The sequence below is a fragment of the Ruegeria atlantica genome, from assembly GCF_947495585.1.
GTDB classification, from domain to species: Bacteria; Pseudomonadota; Alphaproteobacteria; order Rhodobacterales; family Rhodobacteraceae; genus Ruegeria; species Ruegeria atlantica_G.
This window is the reverse complement of sequence record NZ_CANLZK010000010.1, coordinates 99,893-120,327: the sequence shown is the minus strand read 5'-3', so window position 1 is coordinate 120,327 and position 20,435 is coordinate 99,893. Positions and strand designations below refer to the sequence as shown.

Annotated in this window: 17 protein-coding genes; 4 read left to right on the top strand and 13 right to left on the bottom strand. The window is 54.2% G+C overall.

All coding sequences use genetic code 11. The features are described from left to right. Positions 1–5: 5 nt before the first annotated feature. Together QMP16_RS16750 and aspT are read left to right on the top strand one after the other, a co-directional pair. Positions 6–413 carry a helix-turn-helix domain-containing protein gene (locus QMP16_RS16750; RefSeq protein ID WP_282153291.1) on the top strand — a complete coding sequence of 136 codons (408 nt, stop codon included), beginning with the start codon at positions 6–8 and terminating at the stop codon, positions 411–413. 783 nt (positions 414–1,196) lie between these two features. Next, positions 1,197–2,897: an aspartate-alanine antiporter gene (gene aspT, locus QMP16_RS16745; protein ID WP_282153290.1), complete on the top strand. Its 1,701-nt coding sequence runs from the start codon at positions 1,197–1,199 to the stop codon at positions 2,895–2,897. A gap of 107 nt (positions 2,898–3,004) precedes the next feature. Here the strand turns inward: aspT and QMP16_RS16740 are convergent, their stop codons facing one another. From QMP16_RS16740 to QMP16_RS16690, 11 genes are all read right to left on the bottom strand, one after another. Next, complete coding sequence (locus QMP16_RS16740; protein ID WP_282153289.1) at positions 3,005–4,636, bottom strand: bifunctional aspartate transaminase/aspartate 4-decarboxylase; 1,632 nt, start codon at positions 4,634–4,636, stop codon at positions 3,005–3,007. Between the two features lie 759 nt (positions 4,637–5,395). After that, a complete protein-coding gene (locus QMP16_RS16735; protein WP_282153288.1) occupies positions 5,396–6,334 on the bottom strand; it encodes a 3-keto-5-aminohexanoate cleavage protein in 939 nt (312 codons plus the stop codon). 4 nt (positions 6,335–6,338) lie between these two features. Continuing rightward, complete coding sequence (locus QMP16_RS16730; RefSeq protein ID WP_108862214.1) at positions 6,339–7,367, bottom strand: branched-chain amino acid ABC transporter permease; 1,029 nt, start codon at positions 7,365–7,367, stop codon at positions 6,339–6,341. Beyond that, positions 7,364–8,227 carry a branched-chain amino acid ABC transporter permease gene (locus QMP16_RS16725; RefSeq protein ID WP_108862215.1) on the bottom strand — a complete coding sequence of 288 codons (864 nt, stop codon included), beginning with the start codon at positions 8,225–8,227 and terminating at the stop codon, positions 7,364–7,366. The genes QMP16_RS16730 and QMP16_RS16725 overlap by 4 nt, the downstream gene beginning before the upstream one ends. A gap of 1 nt (position 8,228) precedes the next feature. Beyond that, a complete protein-coding gene (locus QMP16_RS16720) occupies positions 8,229–8,936 on the bottom strand; it encodes an ABC transporter ATP-binding protein (RefSeq protein ID WP_108862216.1) in 708 nt (235 codons plus the stop codon). Then, positions 8,929–9,657 (bottom strand): ABC transporter ATP-binding protein, encoded by a 729-nt coding sequence (locus QMP16_RS16715; protein ID WP_282153287.1) that lies wholly within the window; start codon positions 9,655–9,657, stop codon positions 8,929–8,931. Before QMP16_RS16715 ends, QMP16_RS16720 begins: the two co-directional genes overlap by 8 nt. Positions 9,658–9,707: 50 nt before the next feature. Then, on the bottom strand, positions 9,708–10,988 hold the full coding sequence (locus tag QMP16_RS16710) for an ABC transporter substrate-binding protein (RefSeq protein WP_282153286.1): 1,281 nt from the start codon (positions 10,986–10,988) through the stop codon (positions 9,708–9,710). A gap of 43 nt (positions 10,989–11,031) precedes the next feature. Beyond that, positions 11,032–11,952, bottom strand: a complete 921-nt coding sequence (locus QMP16_RS16705; protein ID WP_282153285.1) for a 3-hydroxyacyl-CoA dehydrogenase family protein — start codon at positions 11,950–11,952, stop codon at positions 11,032–11,034. A 6-nt stretch (positions 11,953–11,958) separates the two neighbouring features. Beyond that, positions 11,959–12,744 carry an SDR family NAD(P)-dependent oxidoreductase gene (locus tag QMP16_RS16700; RefSeq protein ID WP_282153284.1) on the bottom strand — a complete coding sequence of 262 codons (786 nt, stop codon included), beginning with the start codon at positions 12,742–12,744 and terminating at the stop codon, positions 11,959–11,961. A gap of 11 nt (positions 12,745–12,755) precedes the next feature. Beyond that, complete coding sequence (locus tag QMP16_RS16695) at positions 12,756–13,100, bottom strand: cupin domain-containing protein (RefSeq protein WP_282153283.1); 345 nt, start codon at positions 13,098–13,100, stop codon at positions 12,756–12,758. Between the two features lie 66 nt (positions 13,101–13,166). Beyond that, positions 13,167–14,003, bottom strand: a complete 837-nt coding sequence (locus QMP16_RS16690) for a cyclase family protein (protein WP_085823200.1) — start codon at positions 14,001–14,003, stop codon at positions 13,167–13,169. 214 nt (positions 14,004–14,217) lie between these two features. Here QMP16_RS16690 and QMP16_RS16685 point away from each other — a divergent pair, with 214 nt between their 5' ends. After that, positions 14,218–14,964 (top strand): IclR family transcriptional regulator, encoded by a 747-nt coding sequence (locus QMP16_RS16685; protein ID WP_282153282.1) that lies wholly within the window; start codon positions 14,218–14,220, stop codon positions 14,962–14,964. A gap of 919 nt (positions 14,965–15,883) precedes the next feature. Here QMP16_RS16685 and QMP16_RS16680 read toward each other — a convergent pair. Then, positions 15,884–17,953 carry an FAD-dependent oxidoreductase gene (locus QMP16_RS16680; RefSeq protein WP_282153281.1) on the bottom strand — a complete coding sequence of 690 codons (2,070 nt, stop codon included), beginning with the start codon at positions 17,951–17,953 and terminating at the stop codon, positions 15,884–15,886. A 65-nt stretch (positions 17,954–18,018) separates the two neighbouring features. Continuing rightward, positions 18,019–19,371, bottom strand: a complete 1,353-nt coding sequence (locus QMP16_RS16675; protein ID WP_282153280.1) for an aminotransferase class III-fold pyridoxal phosphate-dependent enzyme — start codon at positions 19,369–19,371, stop codon at positions 18,019–18,021. A 155-nt stretch (positions 19,372–19,526) separates the two neighbouring features. Here QMP16_RS16675 and QMP16_RS16670 point away from each other — a divergent pair, with 155 nt between their 5' ends. Next, positions 19,527–20,339: a helix-turn-helix transcriptional regulator gene (locus QMP16_RS16670; protein ID WP_282153279.1), complete on the top strand. Its 813-nt coding sequence runs from the start codon at positions 19,527–19,529 to the stop codon at positions 20,337–20,339. Positions 20,340–20,435 lie beyond the last annotated feature (96 nt).

Sequence of the window (20,435 nt, the reverse complement as noted above, 5' to 3'; positions counted from 1 at the left end):
CAACCATGAAACTTCTTGATATCGGTGTCTTGTCTAAAAAGAGCGGCGTCCCGCCCTCAACACTGCGTTATTATGAGGAAATTGGACTGATCCAATCGGCTGCGAGGACTGGCCTGCGGCGGCAGTTTGAGACCTTGGTGTTGACGCAACTCGCCTTGATCTCTTTAGGGAAAATGGCGGGGTTCTCTCTTGCTGAGATCAAGGACATGTTCGCCAAAGATGGAACACCGAAATTGCCTCGCCCCGAATTACACCTACGGGCAGATACTCTCGACGAACAAATCCGAGGCCTGACCCGGCTTCGGGATGCGCTCCGTCATGTGGCAGATTGCCCGGCAGAGACCCATATGGACTGCCCGAAGTTCAAACGCCTCATGGAGTTTGCGTCGCGCTCCGCCACTGCTCGAAAGTGATAAATGCGCCAGCGAAGGCTGAACGCAGCCCGCCTAGCAACAGACAGGTCTTTTGCTGCGATCTGACGACTTGTGTGAACGGACTCGGACATATTATGCGGTGGCGAGACATTTGACTTGATCCCGAGCTAGTATCTAGCGTTAGGTCCGTCGAAAGTCGACGTTCATCAGCTACTCCTGTTGCTGCGAGCGCAACTCGCATTGCGGACGTTCCTGCGCCCCGCAGCATTCTCAGTATGTCGATCACGGGTCCGCGGGACAAAGTTACCGGTTTAGGTACCAAATTTTTACTAGCATATTATTGTTGGTTGTCTTCCAATAGACCCAAGAAAAGTTGCACGCCAACTACGCTGCCATACTCTCGGAACTGGAATTGTCTGAGAACAGAGACTGAAGACTTAACTGCGTGTATGAAGACGCTGTCCTGTATACAGTCGCCCTAGGTTCAAACTTATGGCTTCATTTCTGCAGATCAGGTCAGAAAAACAAACGCCGTTCGCTGCAACTTACGTAAATATCTGCAGCATGTCTTAAGGGTACACAGGTATCCATCGTGATGGCCAAAACTCACCCCCCAAAAAAATACAAAGAGTGAATGGTGTGACCTTCATTCCAAAAACTAGTTTTTAGGTTCCAAATGCATCTGCCCTTCAAAATTGCTTGTTCCAAGTACTTTTGAAAACTCCGCATCCCGCCCGTCGTCTAAATTTTTTTGTTTTCAATACAGTAAGGCGCTGTATCTTGAACGAAAAGAACCACCGTTGGGACGCGGGAGATTTCACAATGGAATTGATTACAGAACAACTGCGCACCTTCCCGATCATGGCACTGTTTCTTTGTCTGGGTCTGGGATACGGCGTAGGAAAGTTTCGGGTCGGCAAGTTCGAACTGGGTGGCATCGCTGGTACATTGTTGGTGGCGGTCTTCATTGGCCAGATCGGCGGTATCAACCTCAGTACCGATGTTCAGAATGTTTTCTTTTCCCTCTTCATTTTTATGGTTGGCTATAATGGCGGCCCTCAATTTTTTGCGGCTTTGAACCGAACTGCGCTGACCAAGTTACTTGCCGCGTTTATGATGACCCTCTGGGGGTTGTTTTTTGTTATTGTTGTTGCTCGGTTGGCCGGCTTGGACAAAGGGTTGGCGGCTGGATTGGCCGCTGGTGGCCTGACACAATCTGCAATCATCGGCACCGCTGGAAATGCCATCGATCTACTTGGGCTGGCCGCAGATGAGGCGGAAAAGCTAAAAACTAACATCGCCGTAGGATACTCGGTTACTTATATCTTCGGCTCGATCGGCCCAATATTGGCAGTTAGTGTCATTCCAATCATCATGCGTGTCGACCTGCGGCAAGAAGCGATTAAGCTGGCTCAGAAACTCAGCGGCGGCGGTCGCAAACTAGAGGAAGGTGAGTTCCTTCCTATGAACCGGTTTGACGCCCGAGCCTATCAGGTAAATGCCGATGCAACCATTGCCGGAAAACCCGTCAAAGACATCGAAAGCGGTTATGATGGTGATCTGATCGTTGAACGGTTACTCCACGATGGCGCTCCTGTGGATCCGAATCCTGAAACAGTAGTCAATGCCGGAGACGTTGTGGTCGTCTCCGGCCTCGTAGCTACTTTGACCCAGTTCGAGCGTAGCGCCAGTGGTGAAATCGGAGAGTATCCACCTGAACTGACGGTTGTAGAGGAACGTCGTAATGTAGTGGTCACCAACCGCAAACTGACTGGCAAAACCTTGGCAGAATTGAGCGAGGCTCTGACAGCGGATCAGAGGCGCGGTGTTCACATCTCAAAGATCACCCGCATGGGCCATGATGTCCCTGTCCTGCACAACACCGAGATACACGCAGGTGACGAGGTCAGTATTGTCGGTCACAAGGACGATCTGAATCGAGTTGCGAAAGTTGCGGGCTACGTTCCGCCTTCGGCCTCGGTAACCAATTTCATTGCATTGGGGATCGGCGTCGCCATCGGCTTTCTGATAGGAGAGATCAGTTTTGTCATCGCAGGAACCAAAGTGGCTTTGGGATCCGGTCTCGGTTGCCTAGTTACAGGGTTGATCATCGGCTACATGCGCATCCGGCGACCCAAGATCGGCGGCATTAACCGAGGGGCCGCGAATTTCCTTCAGAGCTTTGGATTAGCTGTGTTTGTTGGTGTCGTTGGCCTCAATGCAGGCAAGCCCGCACTAGAGGCGATTCAGGAATATGGGATCACGCTGTTGCTGTTGGGTGTGGTGGTTACATTGATGCCCATGATCGTGCAGTTCCCAATCAACTATTTCGCCCTGCGTATTAAAAACCCGATTGAGGCCTGTGCGGTTGTGACCGGATCACGCTCGGGCAATCCCGGTTTTGCGACACTATTGGAAAAGGCCGGAAACTCGACTCCCACACCAGCTTTCACCATGACCTATGCCGTGGCTAACATCTTCCTAACGCTCTGGGGACCGTTGGTTGTGGCTTTTGTTCCGTGAGTCAAACCGGAAATGGGCGCGACAACCGGAGTCCTAACCTGGACGGGTGGGATCAGCGTTTGTGCAAACCATCACGCTGATCCGTTCCTCTTTGCTATTGCTAGATCTCAACCGTGCAACGGCAGTCCTTTCGAGGCACGGTAGGCCTGCACGTAACCCGTGGCCACCGCGCGCACCGCTTTTCCGATCTGGCGGTAAGCGCTATCATCCAAATTGGCGAACGATACCCGCGCCGACCAGTTGGGCGCGTCAAAGCCCGATCCATTCAGCAAAACGATCCCGTGATCCTGAGCCAGTTTGAAGGATATATCTAGCGGGTGGATATTCTCCTTAATCCATTCGACCACCTCTTCGCCCACGTATTTACGGAGCCAGAATTCGAAGTCGATGATACCGTAGTATTTATCGAACAGCGGGTTATCTGGAACTTCGATGCCCATCCCTTCGACCAACTCGTCAAAGCGATGCTTCAGAATACCCCAGCAGAATTTCTGATAGACCTTCTCTTCGTCCATAAGCTCGACCAGTGAAAACAAAGTCATCATCACCTGCTGCGGCAGTGACAGACCTGCGGTGTGGTTGAGCGCAACATCGCGGCTGTCGGCGACGATCCGGTCGATGAACTTGAACGAGGATGGATCAGGCGTCAACGTTTCGTACCGTGCGTTGACGACGGCCTTGGTTTCGTCCGTAGCCTCCGCAATCATCTTGTCGAAGATGTTGTTCTCGGCCACCAAAATCGCGCCCAAACGCCACCCGGTGCAACCGAAATACTTGGAGTAGGAATAAACCCCGATCGTGTTCTCAGGCAGATGCCCCAAGATCGACTGAAAATTCGGAACGAAGGTCCCGTAAACATCGTCAGTCAGAATGATCAGGTCCGGGCGGCGGTTCTTTACAAACTCGACAAGCCGAGTCGAGACTTCGGGGCTGATAGCGACTGAAGACGGGTTGCCCGGGTTGACCAGAAACAATGCTTTGACTTTCGGATCGGACAAAATTTCGAAATCATCGTCGTTCAGTTGAAAGTGGTCCTCTTCTTTCGAAGATACATCCACGGTGTTCAGCCCATAGTCTTCAAGTACCGGCATTTCCAGATAGGGCGTGAAAATCGGTGTGCCCAACGCAATGGTGTCGCCGGCATTCAGCAACCGCTGGTTCTTGAGTGCCTTGAAAATATAACACATCGCAGCGGTTCCACCCTCAACTGCGTAGATATCGAACTTCGCATCCGGACGGTGCCCCGCGCACATCGCCCACATAACGTATTCGTGGACAATCGCCTCGTTGTGCTCCATGCACCGGTCGGGCATTGGGTAGTGGTCGCCAACAATACCGTCGGTCAACTCGAGCACGAAATCGTCCGGTGTAAAACCAAATTTCTCAATCGCAAAATCCACTACGGCCACCAGAGTTTCCGCACCTGGAGGGCCGTTTCCTTCAACCGATTTGGAACAATATGCTTTTAGCCGGTCATAACAGCCTGGCCCTTGCGGCATCCCGGCCAAACCGACCTGCGGCTCATTACGATGGCGCTGAGCTTCTGTCATAGCGAACTGCCCTAAAAGGAAAAACGCCTCCCGCGCTTTAGTGGCGATCCAGTTAGGGTTCCCTCGACCGGCATTGAAGTATGGCAAAGCCATCTGCCGCGCCTCTTTTTGCGCCAACTTAATAAGTTCGTCTTTGATTTGGAAAGGACTTAGGTTTTCAAATTTATGCAGGTTGAGCGATTCTGGCATGACATCAAATCCTTGCGTTAAAACAGATGACGTAGTTTAGCGGATCGCATGCAAGGCAATGTGTCAATGAAAACAACACTATTTGAAGGGAACGGCGAAAAACCGAGGACTAAGAGTCTTCGTTACAGCTTTAGCTGCAACCATTATTCAATGCAGACAGAGCGATGGAAATTGCGCCAAGGCTTTGGGCTCGGAGCTGACGTTGGTCCTGTTCCGGGATTGGTTTTTCGGCGCTCCCAAGCGGGCTTGTTTTGCGAAGTGGCTCTGAACTTGGATAAGCTGGTTTGCTCAGCTCTCAGTCTTAGTATGGTATCTTATGTGGTTGAGTTTTTTTTCGAATTTCTTACGAACTTGTCAACATATTGTTATGGGTCACGCACAACGCAATTTTGTGCCCACTCCCACTGCGTTATTGCGCCTCCGTCTGGTGTCGAGAAAGTGAGCCCCATGACAAAACTGTTTCGATCCATTAACTCGATGACACGTTCAACGGGGTAGATACCCTAAGTCGGCTTCTTGTAGTGAATGTGGGCATCGTATATTGACAAGCCCTTTACGGCGCCGTCAATCGGCTCCTGATCACCACTCGCCGACACGGGGCAGTCATAGTTGCTGAAATCGTGGCCAGCACAACTGCAAAACCACTTATCAAAATGTGAATTGTGTTAGCTATGTCTGAGTACTTTTCAATTGGTATGAACTGGACTTTGGTTTTCCCCAATCGAATGTTCCCATTTTCTGATATCAGATACAACCGTTCTAAAACGCTACCCGATCGCCACCCTTCAAATCCAGAATTTCCCTGGCTTCGTCGGGCGAAGCTACCTGACTGCCCAAATCCTCTACGATGCGGCGAATTTTGGACACCTGTTGAGCATTGCTTTCGGCTAGTTCGCCTCGAGAAATGAATAGGCTGTCCTCCAGTCCTACACGAATATTGCCACCCATCTGGCTTGCCGTCGTGGCAAGCGACATCTGTGCCCCGCCAGCCCCCAAGACTGACCACCGATAATCGTCACCGAAAAGCCGGTCGGCCGTACGTTTCATGAAGATCAGGTTGTCGACCTCGGGTCCGATACCGCCGAGGATGCCAAAGATGAACTGAATAAAAATGGGTGCCGTGAACAGCCCGATATCCATGCAGAATTTCAGGTTGTACAAGTGGCCGACATCGTAACACTCGTGTTCGAATTTGATGTCATGTGGGGCCAGAGTTTCCGCTGCTTCGCGAATGTCGCGGAAAGTATTGCGAAAGATGTTCTGATCGGAGTTCGCGACATAGTCCTTCTCCCAATCAAACTTCCAATCGTCATCGCCATACCTGTTGGCCAGTGGGTGAAACGAGAAGTTCATTGAACCCATGTTCATCGAGCACATTTCGGGGCTGAAGGTCTTGGCGGGATTGATCCGGTCCTGAATAGACAAAGTCAGCGACCCTCCGGTCGACAGGTTCACGACAGCATCCGTCGCTTGTTTGATGCGCGGCAGGAAAGGCGCGAAGTCATTCGGGTCGACCGATGGTGACCCGTTCTCGGGGTTACGCGCGTGCAGGTGCAGGATCGACGCGCCGGCCTCCGCAGCGTCAATCGCCTGACGCGCGATGTCATCATAGGTGTACGGAAGTGCATCTGACATGGTTGGCGTGTGGATAGCCCCGGTTACGGCGCATGTGATGATCGTTTTTTTCTGACGGGCCATGGGTTCAGTTTTCCTTGGATTGTCCGATGTGCTTTACGCGATAGCCCAGCGGGAAAAGTTGCAGGTCATAACGGCTACGGATCACGCCCCAGATTCCTTTCGGTGCCTTGAGCATGACGACAATCGCGACGACGCCGAGTACGATCAGGTAAGTTGTTCCGAGGTCGGCCAGAGTTTCGCGCAGAGCGAAGAAGACGAGCGTACCGATAATCGGTCCTTCGATTGTGCCGATGCCGCCTATTACGACGATGAAGATGACGAAGGCAGTCCAGTCATTGACGCTGAACGCCGCATCCGGCGAAATGCGCAGCTTTTGCAAAAAGATGAGCGCGCCGATCATCGCTGTGAATGCCGATGTGACGACATATACGATGAACTTTGTGCGCCAGATATCAATGCCAAGACTACCGGCAGCTAGTTCGTTGTCGCGAATTGCCGTCAGCGCCAACCCTTGCCGCGAGCGTAGGAAGAGATACACGGCTGTCACCACCAGAACAGCGGCCCCGAGCGCCAGCCAATAGCTAAGCGCTTCTCGCATCGCACGACCCGACGCCAGCGATTTCACGATGGCAACGGGGAGCGAAGACCCCGATCCTCCGCCAAGCGCTGAGATTTGCGCGAAGCTAAGTCGAAAGACTTCGGCGATGACCCAGGTGCCTATGGCGAAATAGGCGCCCCTTAGCCTGAAGATCAGAACAGCAACCGGGATTGAGATCAAAGCCCCCAGCACTCCCGCCGCTGCGATGGCGGCCAACGGGTGCAGCCCGCCCAACATCGTCAACGCAAAGAGCATATAACCACCGAAGCCCACATAGGCCTGCTGACCAACCGAGACGAGACCGGCGTAACCCGCCATGAGGTTCCAAAGGGTGGCGAGGGATAGGTAGAGGAACAACTCGCCCATCAGACGCATGTCAGCGCGGCCCGCCCACCAGGGCGCTGCTATCAGAACGAGTAGAGTGACCGCCGCAAGGATCGCAGCAACCCGGGCTGCTTTTGACGATCGAGATACGGAATAGTCCTGCAGATTCATCCTGAAATCCTCGGGAAGAGACCGTTCGGACGAACGGCAAGAATGACAAGAAAGGCGATATGGCCAGCAAGCACCTGCCAACCCGGATCGATCTTGGCACCGATGGTCTGCGCAACACCAAGGATCACGCCGCCGACCAGTGTACCCCAAAGGTTACCGAGCCCCCCGATAATGACGGCCTCAAAGCCAAAGATCAGACGACCGCCGCCGATTGAGGGATCAAAGCTGGTCCGAATCCCAAGCAGGATACCGGCAATCGCAGTCACACCCAGGGCCAGAGCCATGGCCAGACCAAAGATGTGCCGACGATTAAGGCCCATGAGCTGGGCGATGTCCTGATTGTCCGAAACGGCACGGAATGCGCGCCCCAGAGCGGTATGATAGAAGGTCCATTGCAGCCCCCAGATCACTGCGATGGCGATACCGAAAGTGAGAAGCGGTAAGATTCCGAGTGCCACACCGCCCACAGCAACGCTTGCTGTTTCCAGCGCACCGGCATTCAATGTTTGGGGGTCTGCGGTGTAGACCTCCAGCAACCCGTTCTGGATGATCACGCTCAAGCCGAAGGTGACAAGCAAGGGCGGAAGAATATCGTCGCCTAAAGTTTGGTTCAGTAGGCCGCGCTGAAGGGCATATCCGATCAATGCCATTGCGGGAACAACGATCACCAAAGCAGCCATCGGATGCATTCCCGTCGCGGTCGTAACCGTCAGCCCGAGATACGCGGCCAGCACAATCAGGTCACCATGGGCAATATTGACCAGCCGCATGACTCCAAAGATCAATGACAACCCTGCCGCGAACAGGGCGTAAAGCCCGCCGAGTAGAGTTCCCTGCACGATAGCGTTCAGCCATTCCATGTTATTCGATCCCGAAATAAGCGCGCGAGATGTCTTCGCGCGAAACGGTGTCAGACGCGCTCTCCAGCGAAACGCGTCCCTCTTGCAGGCAGTAGACCCGGCTCGAGACCGACAGTGCCTTGGTGATGTCCTGTTCAACGATGATCGCGCTCATACCCTCGCCGATGATGCCGGGCAGCGCTTCGTAGATGTCTTTGATGATTATCGGCGCCAGCCCGAGGCTAACTTCGTCAAAGAGGATCAAATCGGGATTGGCCATGAGAGCGCGCCCGATAGCAACCATCTGCTGTTGACCGCCAGAGAGCGAAGTAGAGGCCTGATCTTTTCTCTCTTCAAGAATTGGAAATAGATCATAGACGGCTTTCAGATCCCAGGGGCCTTTGCGGCCAACTTGCGCACCTATCATCAGGTTTTCTTTGACTGACAAAGAGGGGAACAATTGACGACCTTCTGGAACCATGGCGAGGCCAAGTTCGGCAACCTCGTCCGCTCGAAGTCGGCTGACATCCTGCCCCCGGTAGTGGATCTGACCCGGTCCGTTCGTCAGCAACCCTGTGATGGACCGCATCAAGGTGGTTTTTCCCGCACCATTTGCACCAATAATGGCAAGGACTTCGCCCTCGCCCACGTCCAGTTCGACGTCGTAGAGCGCTTGGAAGTCGCCGTAGAAAGAGTTTAACCCGCGTGTCTGGAGAATTGGATCAGGCATCGGCTTCGATCCCCAGATATATCTCTTTGACCTCAGTGCTTTCCATGATTGCCTGCGGCTCGCCCTCGGCGATCTTCTTTCCGAAATCGATAACGATCAGGCGGTCCACAACGGCCAACAGGGCGTGCACAACGTGTTCGATCCAGATGATGGTGACGCCGGAGGCATGAATGTCCTTGATGGTTTGAACCAGTGATTTGCACTCGGCTTCGGTCAGCCCACCGGCGATTTCATCCAGCAGCAGCAATCTTGGCTTGGCGCAAAGCGCGCGTGTCAGTTCCAGACGTTTTCGCTCCAGCAATGTCAGGCTGCCTGCAAGAACGTTTGCCTTCGGCAGCAGCTCCGTTTGATCCAGTACTTCCAGACAAAACCGTTCAGCTTGGGGCCCACGCAGCCCAGCCGATTGCGTGGCAGCGATCATGGCGTTTTCGAAAACGGTCATGCCCGAAAACGGCTGCGGGACCTGAAACGAACGGGCGATCCCTGCATGGCTGCGTCTTGCCGCGCTCCATTTGGTGACGTTCTGACCATCAAAGTCGATACGTCCGGAATTCGGTTTCAGCGTCCCTGTAATCAGATTGAACATCGAGGTTTTACCGGCGCCATTGGGGCCAATCACCCCAAGTGCCTCACCTTGTTGGACCTGATAGTTCAGCGCATCGGCGACAGTGACTGCGCCAAATGCTTTGCTCAGGTCTTGGAGATTCAGGATTGTTGTCATGCTTCTCTCGGATGAAGGGTTCGGCGCCAAGATCGGCGCCGAACAATTTGTCAGCCCAGCAGCTTCATGTCTGCCGTCACCGGAACCTCGGGCGCGGTGCTGTTTGCAACGATCTGCAACTCATACGCGTCCCCGGACTTTTGCCACTGACCACCGACCAGTGGTGTTTTAGTGACATTGTTCATTGGCCCATCACCCCAGTTCACCGGCCCGACGATGGTGTTCAGGTTGGTGGATGTTATCGCCGAGATAATCGAAGTGGGGTCTTCCAGATCATCAGCCCGTTTGATCACGTCCGCGACGACCTCGAACAGAGCGTGTTTGAAGCCAAGCGGTTGCGTCCATGGACGTCCCGACTCTGCTGTGTACCCTTCTGCCAGTTGTTTCGACGAAATGCCGGTCAGCGAGGACGAGAACGGGTGATGTGGAGACCACCAGACCTCGGTCGACAATCCATCGCCACGATCGCCGAGCGATTCAATTACAGACGGGAACAACAGCGCCTTGCCGATCGTGACAACCTTGGGGTTGAACCCCTGCTGTGCGGCCTGGCTCCAGAACGTTGCGAAATCCGGCGGGATCATGTTGCCGGTAACGATTTCACATCCAGCCGCCTTAAACGCTGCGATCTGGTTTGAGAAGTCGTCAGACAACGGCTGATAGCGGCCGGGATCGGTCAGCGTGTATCCTGCAGCAGCAAGCGGTTTGGGCAGGCCCAGTTCCGCATCACCCCAGGCATTGCCATCGGCATCATTGGGGAAAAGACCGCCCACGGTCTTGGCCACGCCTGTCTTGTCCCACATGTCGAGGAACGCGGCGATAACGTCTTCAAGACCCCAGAAGAAGTGATAGGTGTTCTCAAACCCTTCGCCCGGAACGCCGTTGCGGCCAAAGAAGTATGGCTGCCACGGGCAGTCGGTTGTGATGCAAGGAACTTCATTGATCTCTGCCTGATCGGCGACAGGGTTCACCGTGTCCGGCGTTGAAGCCGCAACAATGATATCGACTTCATCGCCCAAGATTAGGTCAGCGGCGACCTCAGCTGCGCGGTTTGGATTGGACTGGCTGTCTTTTGAAATGATCTCGACATTCCAGGTCTTGCCATTGTTGTCCAACCCGGCCGAAAAGACCTGCTGGATGGCCTGCAGCACATATTCATCGGCCTCGGCAAAACCGGCCAGTGGTCCGGTGCGCGGGCTGACATTACCAATCCGCAGCGTCGGGTTCGCGGCATAGGCCCGCGTTGCCCGAAGGATGGCCGGAGCAGCAATTGCCGCTGTGGCACCGGCTATGAAACCACGCCTTGTGGCCGTTTTGAAAGTCCTTGTCATTGCGTCCTCCCTTCACCGGCCTCCCGCCAGTGTTTGATTGATCTTACAAAGTCTTCTCGAGATTCTTCAGATGTGTTGCGACACGCTGGCGAACTTCATCTGCCTCGCCTTCGGCCCACTTTCTGAAACCTTCGCCGGATTTCATGCCCAACTTGCCCTCATCGACGAGCGCCTTGAGATAGGTTGAGGGGCCCTTGTGCGCCTCAAGATCGTGCAGCACGTTTTCGTGGATATCGAGCGTCAGATCGGTGCCAACAAGGTCAGCGTTCTCTAACGGCCCAAGCACTGCCAGCCGGCGGCCAAAGCTGGACTTGATCACGGTATCAACCGCCTCTGCGTCGCAGATACCGTTTTCCACCAGACTGACCGCTTCCCGCCACAACGCGTGTTGAAGGCGATTACCGATAAAGCCGGGCACATCCTTTTCGACCATCACCGGAGTTTTTCCGGCATCCTTCAATAGATCGTACATTGTCTGTGCAGTCTCTGGGTCTGTCCACTCAGTCTTGATGACCTCGACCAACGGGATCATATGCGGCGGGTTCCACCAATGCGTTCCGATGGCCCGGTTTTTCAGCCGCAAACCAGACATGATCTGAGTGATCGGCATGACCGAAGTATTGGATGCGAGAATGCAAGTCTCTGGTGCGTGCGCCTCGATTTCAGCAAATATCGCTTGCTTAAGTTCCAATTTTTCCGGCGCCGCTTCGAAAACCGCGTCCGCATTTCGGACCGCACCTGCCGTTGTCGCAAAGACCTCAATCATCTCGAGGGTCTTTGTGATGGTCGCTTCGCCATCCCCCATCGCCGCCATACTGGTACGAATGCGCTCTGACACTGTGTTCCGAGCCTCTTCCACAGGGTCTGTGACGGCGACGTACTGGCCTGCTTTTGCCAAAGCCAGCGCAATGCCATGACCCATCAGACCCGCGCCAATCACTGCCATCTGCTGTTTTTTTCGCACCATAATTTAGCCCGCCGTATACCCACCGTCGGCATGAAGGATATGCCCGGTGTAGAAATCAGATGCCCTCGACGCGAGGAACAGCAGAGGACCGGCAAGGTCTTCTGGCTCACCCAGTCGCCCCTTTGGAACACGGGTAAGGAAGCCATCGCGCACCGCTTTGGCCTCGTCGGTTTCTTCGAACATCCAAGCTGTCAAAGGAGACCGGAACACTGTCGGAGCAATCGCGTTGACGGTAATTCCAGTCGGTCCGAGCTCACACCCCAAGGCTTTGGTGATCCCGTTTACTGCAGCCTTTGATGCGCAATACGCAGTATAACCAGCCGGATGGCCAAGAATACTACGGGCGGAACTGACGAAGATGATCTTGCCATATTCGCTGACCTTCATCTGTTTCGCCGCCGAACGCGCGAGCAACCAGCTTTGATTGACGTTGGCATCCATCACCGCATCGAAGGTTTCGGGAGCCATTTCGTTGATTGGAGCGACTTTATTCATGCCGGACGCGACGACTAGAATGTCCAGCTTGCCAAAGGTGCTGACCGCTTCATCGACTAGTGCGTCGCATGACGCCTCATCGTTTGGGCGTGTGTTCACTGTTACAACAGCAGCTCCGAGCTCCTCGCACTCTTTGGCAATCTCATCGAGCGCTTGTTGGTTGCCTGCTGCCAAAACCAAGTTGCAACCGGCCCCGGCAAGAACACGTGCGGCCACCATGCCAAAAGCCCCAGAGGCCCCCGTGATCAGTGCGACATTGTCCTTAACATCAAACATCTTGAGTGGATTAGACATACTATTCGTCCTCAGCTTTCTGGCGGGTACGGAATGACGACAAGCATCTTGCAGGTGTGGTTCGAACGGTTTTCAATTTTACGAACTTCGCCCGGCGCGATCGTGCAGCTGTCCATAGGACCCAGGGTGGTTTCCACTCCATCAACGATGACGGTCATTTCGCCGTCCAAAACCAAGTAGACCTTCTCGAACGGCGTAGAGTCCGGCCCAGCACCTCCACCCGGCAGGAACTGACTGAAGCCGATCCATTGATTTGTCGGCCCGCCTTCCTCGAACCCCTGCAACCGAAGCCCGTGGCATCCAAAGTGGTTCGGTGCTTCGTAGGGTTGGGCGTCTTTAAACCGCTTCAGATGCATGTTCGTCTCCGCTCAGGGTTATAGTATTGGTGGCCGCCGGCGAACCGGCGACCGGTCCGTGAGTGTTCAGAATTCTTCGCCAGCTTCGATGCGATAGGACTGGTTCTTGTCGATCATCGCCACCAGGCGGATGATGCAGCCATCACCACGGTCCCAGTTCCAAGGGAAGAATGCGAAGGTGCATCGCTTGCCGGTCACCGCATCAAGGTCACCGCCAACATTTTCAATTCCAAGAATACCTCTGGAGAACAGCATATTGTGCACCGGTTCCCATTCAGGGAAGTCAACTTCCCACGGAGTTCCGCCTGACCACTCAAGATATTCCTTCTCAAGATGCGGCATGATCGGACCGTTTCGCTGCGGGCCAATGGCCGTTGCCAACGGGTGGTCGTTTGCCTGGGTGTCATGCCCGACCACTTTCACACCTTTTTCGATCATCCACTCGGCGGCTGAAGGAACAAGACCCGGGCAATAGGCGAAGTAGTCACCATCTTCGTACTGCTTGTGCCAACCGGTATTGATGATCAGTACGTCGCCCTTGCGGATCGCATGCCCGCAAGCCTTTTCCAGATCATCGCCTGTGATTTGCTCCCACTTTTTCTTGGGGACAGAAACCACCAGGCCCGAACCGAAGAAATGCGGCAGCGGTACCTCGTCGATGAACGGCGTTCCCTGAACAACATGTGCCGGCGCATCGATATGCGTGGTCACGTGCATGGTCGTGGTAATCGTTTGCGACAATACGCCCGACTTGGCCATGTAGTGTTTTCGGTCGATCTGGACGTCTTTGAAATAGGGCCAGTTAGGGCATTGAAACCCGTATCTGTGACTCAGGTTATAGAACTCCAACCCCATATCATTGTCGGTGTTTGCCTGAAACTCAATGCCGCGGATTTCAACCATTGGGCATATCTCCTCTGTTCGCCGGCGAAGCGGCGTTGGTCGATTTGAATTGAATGGGTGGCCTCCCCACCTGTCCCGTATCATGATGCATACGCACCGCAATGCGGTCAACTTAAAACTCACATTACGGTTGACTTGCACCGCATAGTGGTACAGCTTGCCAGTGCGCCTGACACCCGCAGCGGCAGAACCAAGAAACGAAGAGGAGGTGTAAATGCCTGATAAAAATGACAAAGGTGGCATTCAGGTCATTTCGAGAGCAGCTTCGATTCTGCGTGTACTGAAGGAAAGCCAGTCCGGAATGAGCCTGGGGAAAATTGCCGAACGCGTTGACCTGCCCCGCTCTACGGTACAGAGAATCACTAGTGCCCTTGCGGAAGAGAAGTTTGTTATTTCCGATGCGAACGGAGGCGGTCTGCGGCTCGGCCCTGAACTGAACGCCCTTGCCGGGGCGGCCCAATACAGCATTGTCGAGCACTGCCGGCTTCTCTTGACTGAACTGACGCAAAAGACCGGAGAAACAACTGACCTAGCGGTTATGCGCGGTATTGGTATGGTTTTTCTGGATCAGGTTCCGGGAGTTTACCGGTTAACTACGGTCTCCCAAGTCGGTGAGGTTTTTCCATTGACTACCACGGCGAACGGAAAAGCATGCTTGGCAAAACTCAATGCCGAGGATGCCATTAAGCTCATCCAAAACGAGTGGGACCGAAACGGCGTTAAAGGAAATCTCGAAGATTTCTTTACTGAGTTGGACATGATCCAAAAACAAGGGCTAGCTTATGACCTGGACGAACACTCAGCTGGCGTGTCAGCAATTGGATTTTCCTTCGTCGACTGGGGCGGGGATTTGCACGCGATCTCAATTCCTGTACCCACGACACGGTTTTCAAGACAAAAAGCCACCATCGAAAGAGCGCTTCTGGAAACGGCCGCCAATGTCCAAAAAACCTTCAGGTAGATGGTTGCACTCAAAAAACAAAATTTGGGCTCCAGGAGTCAAACACGTTCGCTAGCCTAGTCGGAATTGTGCGGCTCGGAGCATCCAATAGACTAGGGTTCACCCGGAAACTTGTTTGGCAGAAGAATATGGTTGGTATTTGGTTACTCTGATCCGAAGGAATTCCTTTCAGACGTAAATGGAAAAACACTTGGGCCACCAAAAGAGTATTTGTTAACAAATCAATGTCTTAAGTTCGCCGAATGGCAAAATTATGTGTTGCCCACACCTCTTGTGGGGCAACACATGGTTCTGCAACCAGCGACACAACCTTTCAAGTTTCGCCTTACTCCGTTCATCCAGCATCCAAACCAATTTGATTGATCCTGTCTTCCTTTTCGGGAAAATCAGGGGTGATTTGCAGATCAAACGCGAAGGCGCCTTTTCCTGCTAATCTGCCACGTGGCGAACGCTGACCTGGACGAAGCGAAGCTATTCGACAATTGTGGTGCAGCCCGCAGGCGCATCCAAAGACACGGTATTGTCTACTAGGGTTGCCCAAAGAGGAGTCAGCTCCCTACTCCTTACAGCCAGGGGCGTTTGTCTCGTCCAAATCCCGCTGGCCTAGTAACAAGAGCGGTTGGGCAATTTACACCGTCACCATTAGTGGACAATCCATTGATAGTGGATGAAATCAATAGAGGTAGAAGCTGACCTTCGCTGTGCTTGCAAAGTACTTTCAATTTCGAACTTAATGCGGGTGTTTACACCTATTTGAGTTCGTAGACAATCGAGAGCAATTCGCCGTCGCGTTGAGAAAACGTGTTTTTCGTTTTGACGGGCTTGGTTGCGTCTATTGATGCTTCGCAGATGTCAATTGACGTTCAAGCGCATAAGGCAGCAGAGTTCGCACTTTGCCGCCAAAAGCCCCACAACGCCTTTAGTGTATCGCAAGTTCTGTGATTTCACGGCGGAAGGGCAGAGCGTCACCGATATCCTTGCCATCAAGTTCCCGCGCGTAGCGGTGACCGGCATAGGTTGCCCAAGCGATCGGGCCTGGTGCATTGGCGTCGCCGATCAGTCTGACCGACTTGATACCTGCGTCCGCCCATTCGTTCTCGCATACTTTCAGGTCGTTGAAGACACTGCTGTTTTCCAGCCGGGATGCGACCATCACAACAGCGTCGGCCTCAATCTTCCAGGAGCGGTCTGTGTAGACGCAGTTTGAGACCACATGGTCCGGGTGGATTTCGGTGACGCCTTGGTTGAGCACGATCTCGACCCCCGCGTCGACCAGCCTTGGATGGATGGCAATCTGTTCCAAAGTGTTGTTGGTCCAGTCACTAACGTAAGCCGATGGAGTGACCAGCGTCACTTGCGCGCCATTCTTGGCCAACAGTTCGGCCAGAACACCACCCATGTAATAGTGGTCGTCGTCATACACCACCACGCGGCCGGATGGGATTGTGCCATCCATCAGATCGTCCGGGGTATAGACCTTGGCGCCTTCGGCAATTGGCATCGGCACAATGTGCTGACGCGAAACACCATCGTTGCGCCACGTTGCACCTGTGGCGATACAGATGTTTTCGAAGCCGAACTCCAGAATGCTTTCAGCATCCAACTCGCTTTCGCGATAGATTTCCACGTTTGGGCGTTGGCTGAGTTGATAGTCACGATAGTCCACTACCCGACCCCAGGCCGACAAGCCCGGCAACAGACGTTCGCGCGCCACACGGCCTCCGATAACGTCGCGGGCCTCGGCCACGGCAACGTCGTAGCCGCGGCGACACAGCGCCCAAGCAGCCTCAAGCCCCGCAGGGCCCGAACCCACGATCAGCACGTTCGAGCTATCACCTTTTTCGTTCATTTTCTCGGGGTGCCAGCCCTTGCGCCATTCCTCCATGAAGGTCGGGTTCTGGGTGCAACGACTGATCGACATGGTCATGTCGCCCGTGATGCAGATGTTGCAGCCGATGCATTCGCGGATGTCCTCAATCCGGCCTTCTTCGATCTTTTTGGGCAGGAACGGATCGGCGATGGATGGACGGGCGCAACCGATGAAATCCAGCGTGCCGGACTTGACCATCTTCGCCATAACGTCTGGTGAAGTGAAACGGCCCACGCCGACAATAGGCTTGTCGGTCAGATCGTGAATACCACGCACCAGTTCTTCCTGCGCGGCCTCTTCCTTGAAACGTGAAGGGCCAGAACAGTCTTCCCAGGTTCCTTGCGCCAAGTCCCAAAGATCCGGCAGGTCCTTGTTCATCTCAATATAGTCGCGCACCTCGGCATTCGAAAAGCCAAGCTCACCGATGGTTTCATCCAGGCTAACCCGCAACGTGATCGCCATCGTATCACCCACCGCGTCGCGCATATCGGCGATGACCTCCTGACTGAACCGGGCGCGGTTTTCCAGACTGCCGCCATATTCGTCGTTGCGCTGGTTGGTGGCACGGCTGAGGAAATGTTGGAAGATACCAAACCCGTGCGCACCATAAAGACAGATCAAGTCAAATCCTGCGTCCTTTGACCGTTTGGCAGCGTTCACAAACCAACGGCGCAGGTCTTTGATGTCCTGCTTGTCCAGCGCGCGCGCTTGAACCGGGTCGTTTGTGAAAGTCCGAATGGGAAGGGCCGAAGGGGCCAGCGGCACTTCTTTGGTATAGAGGTTCGGCCCGTTGATGCCGGAATATGCCAGCTGAATGCCCGCCAAAGCGCCATGTGTTTTCATCCGTTCCGACATCTTGCGCAGTTGCGGGATGTCCTTGTCCTCCCACAGACGTAGCTCGATAAAGGGTGTGATCTCAGACGTGTGATGCATCTCGCACTGCTCGGTGAAGATCACACCCCAACCGCCTTCAGCCTTGATCCCACGCATCGCAGCCGCCGCCGAGGGATCACGATATCCGCCGCCGTTACAATGGGGAACTTGATAGAACCGGTTCTTGGCGGTCAGAGGGCCGATCTGCATCCGCTCGAACAGAATATCATAGCGTGGATCGCGCATGGCTGGCTCCTTAAGGCTGGCTGATAGGGTTCACGGAGGGCCGTCATCCCCCAGTAAATCAAGATCTAAAGACCGGCGGCAACTTCTGTGATGGCGTCGCGCAGGATGGCTTCGATGCGATCAATCATTGGCTCGTCCATGATCAATGTCGGGGACAAGATCAGCACGTTACCCAAGGGGCGTGCGATCAGGCCGCGTTTCTGGCAGGCTTGGGCTACTTTCAGCCCCACTTGCGTCTCATCCGGATAACTTTCCTTGCTGGCGCGGTCCTTGGCGAATTCGATCCCCATCATGAAATGGCTGCCACGCACTTCGCCGACCATTTCGATGTCGGTCAGACCGCGCAGGTTGGATTCGAACCGTGCACCGGTTGTTTGCACCCGCTGCGGGATCTGCTCGCGCTCCATAATCGCGATGTTGGTCAGACCTGCCGCCGCAGCCGCAGGGTGGCCCGAATAGGTCATGCCATGCAGGAACATACCGTCGGGCCCCGAGATCACTTCGTGAATATCATCCGAGACGATCGTGGCCGAAAGCGGTTGATAGCCTGAGGTCAAGCCCTTGGCCGTGGTGATGATGTCTGGCACCATGTCGAACACATCTTCCGAGGCAAAAAAGTGCCCAAGACGGCCAAAGGCGGTGACGACCTCATCGGCGACGTATTTGATATCGTTGGCCTTACAGACCTCCCACGCGCGCTTGTGATAACCTTTAGGTGCGGTCACAACACCGCCTGCGCCCTGGATCGGCTCGGCGATGAACGCACAAATGTTTTCTGCGCCAATCCGCTCAATACTGGCGGTCAGATCGTCGATCAGATCGTTAAGGAACTCACCCTCGGTCATCTCACCGCATTCGCGCCAGTAGTGGGGTGAGCGCAGGTGATGCACGAGTTCGCTGGCCGCGTGCCAACCTTCGGAATAGCCAGGTGTGGTCATCGCCATCGCCAGATGAGTCGATCCGTGATAGGCGCCGTGCCGCGATAGAACCAGCTTCTTTTCTGGCTTTCCCTTGCGGATATTATAATGGTGCAGCATCCGAATGGCGCTGTCATTTGCGACCGAACCGGAATTGCTGAAATAGACCGAATTCAGATGACCCGGCGCAAGCTGAGCGATCTTCTCGGCCAGCGCCGCCGCTGCCGGGTGTGTAAAGTTGTAGAAGGTCGAGTAATAGTCCAGTGTTTTCAACTGATCCGAGATCGCGGCAATCATCTCGTCATTGCCATGGCCGATATTGACGCACCATAAACCGCCAATTCCGTCGATCAGCTCTGTTCCGTCGCTGTCATAAACGTAGGCGCCCTTTGCCCGCGATATGACGGTGCGAGCGCCCTGCTTCTTTAGCGCGTCCAGATCGGCGAAAGACTGAATCAGGTGCTTATCCTGCGAAAGAATGTCGAGCGTATCTTTAGCCATGATCAACCCCTTTGTTTTCCTGTAGCAGTTCTGCTGATCCGGCGCGTCCCTTGTTCGGGCCATGATCGCGCCGGCGGATACATACCACCTAAATTGAGTATTTACGTTACTTTGGCGATTTCAGGGGGTATATACCCCCAGGGGGGTACCCGAATATGTCACAAATTTCGGCACCAGACGCCTTGTCGACCGCAATTATGGCAATCGGATCAGAACGCTTCGGTGATGCATTGCACCGTTGGCTGGATACGACATGCTCATTCGATAACTTCGCGATCATCGCCTTTTTTAAGGATCGTGCGCCCCAGGTTCTGATGACCCACGCTCGCGACAGTCGCGTTTTCGAGCGCATCGACAGCCACTATGTCAAAGGAGCCTATCTGCTGGATCCGTTCTTTGGCCTACATCAAAGCCGCGCTGCAGACGGTCTTTATCGTTTAACCGATGTCGCCCCTGATCAGTTTCAGCGCAACGAGTACTTCAAATCCTACTACGCCAACACAACGCTGACAGATGAGCTTGCTTTTTTCGCCTGCCTTACCCCGATCAGTTCAATCACAGTCTGTATCGGCAGGGACGCAACCACCGCATCGCGGTTCTCGTCCAGAGGCTACAGCGCGGCTAAACACATCGCGCCAGTGGTTAGTGCGCTGGTCAGAATGAACTGGCCAGACATCAAGCCCCCGATTGAAGGTGAGCCGGACGATACCGTTGAACAACTGCGCCGGCGCATGTCCGCCGAGCAGGACATCAGCCTAAGCCCAAGACAGGCCCAGGTGGCGCTGTTGATCCTGCAAGGACATTCGTCGATTTCTATTGGCCTGACACTTGGCATTAGCCCCCAGACCGTAAAGGTCTTGCGCAAGCAACTTTACCGGAAATGCCAGATCTCTTCGCAGGGGGAACTGTATTACCTGATCGCGCCTTATCTGTCGGAGAATAGGCAACTGCCTGGGAGCTCAACATAAAACCCGACAAGTTAGCCAAAGCCTAATTAAGAGTAAGTTAGACAGTTATTTCACCTGTTTCGAACTTGTGAAACCTTAACCTGGAAACGTGCATAG

Bases quoted from the DNA above. Each gene is read 5' to 3' on its own strand.
- aspT (WP_282153290.1), top strand. From the start codon at position 1,197: ATGGAATTGATTACAGAACAACTGCGCACCTTCCCGATCATGGCACTG.
- QMP16_RS16735 (WP_282153288.1), bottom strand. From the start codon at position 6,334: ATGGCCCGTCAGAAAAAAACGATCATCACATGCGCCGTAACCGGGGCT.
- QMP16_RS16750 (WP_282153291.1), top strand. From the start codon at position 6: ATGAAACTTCTTGATATCGGTGTCTTGTCTAAAAAGAGCGGCGTCCCG.
- QMP16_RS16725 (WP_108862215.1), bottom strand. From the start codon at position 8,227: ATGGAATGGCTGAACGCTATCGTGCAGGGAACTCTACTCGGCGGGCTT.
- QMP16_RS16720 (WP_108862216.1), bottom strand. From the start codon at position 8,936: ATGCCTGATCCAATTCTCCAGACACGCGGGTTAAACTCTTTCTACGGC.
- QMP16_RS16715 (WP_282153287.1), bottom strand. From the start codon at position 9,657: ATGACAACAATCCTGAATCTCCAAGACCTGAGCAAAGCATTTGGCGCA.
- QMP16_RS16685 (WP_282153282.1), top strand. From the start codon at position 14,218: ATGCCTGATAAAAATGACAAAGGTGGCATTCAGGTCATTTCGAGAGCA.
- QMP16_RS16710 (WP_282153286.1), bottom strand. From the start codon at position 10,988: ATGACAAGGACTTTCAAAACGGCCACAAGGCGTGGTTTCATAGCCGGT.
- QMP16_RS16700 (WP_282153284.1), bottom strand. From the start codon at position 12,744: ATGTCTAATCCACTCAAGATGTTTGATGTTAAGGACAATGTCGCACTG.
- QMP16_RS16680 (WP_282153281.1), bottom strand. From the start codon at position 17,953: ATGCGCGATCCACGCTATGATATTCTGTTCGAGCGGATGCAGATCGGC.
- QMP16_RS16675 (WP_282153280.1), bottom strand. From the start codon at position 19,371: ATGGCTAAAGATACGCTCGACATTCTTTCGCAGGATAAGCACCTGATT.
- QMP16_RS16730 (WP_108862214.1), bottom strand. From the start codon at position 7,367: ATGAATCTGCAGGACTATTCCGTATCTCGATCGTCAAAAGCAGCCCGG.
- QMP16_RS16690 (WP_085823200.1), bottom strand. From the start codon at position 14,003: ATGGTTGAAATCCGCGGCATTGAGTTTCAGGCAAACACCGACAATGAT.
- QMP16_RS16740 (WP_282153289.1), bottom strand. From the start codon at position 4,636: ATGCCAGAATCGCTCAACCTGCATAAATTTGAAAACCTAAGTCCTTTC.
- QMP16_RS16695 (WP_282153283.1), bottom strand. From the start codon at position 13,100: ATGCATCTGAAGCGGTTTAAAGACGCCCAACCCTACGAAGCACCGAAC.
- QMP16_RS16670 (WP_282153279.1), top strand. From the start codon at position 19,527: ATGTCACAAATTTCGGCACCAGACGCCTTGTCGACCGCAATTATGGCA.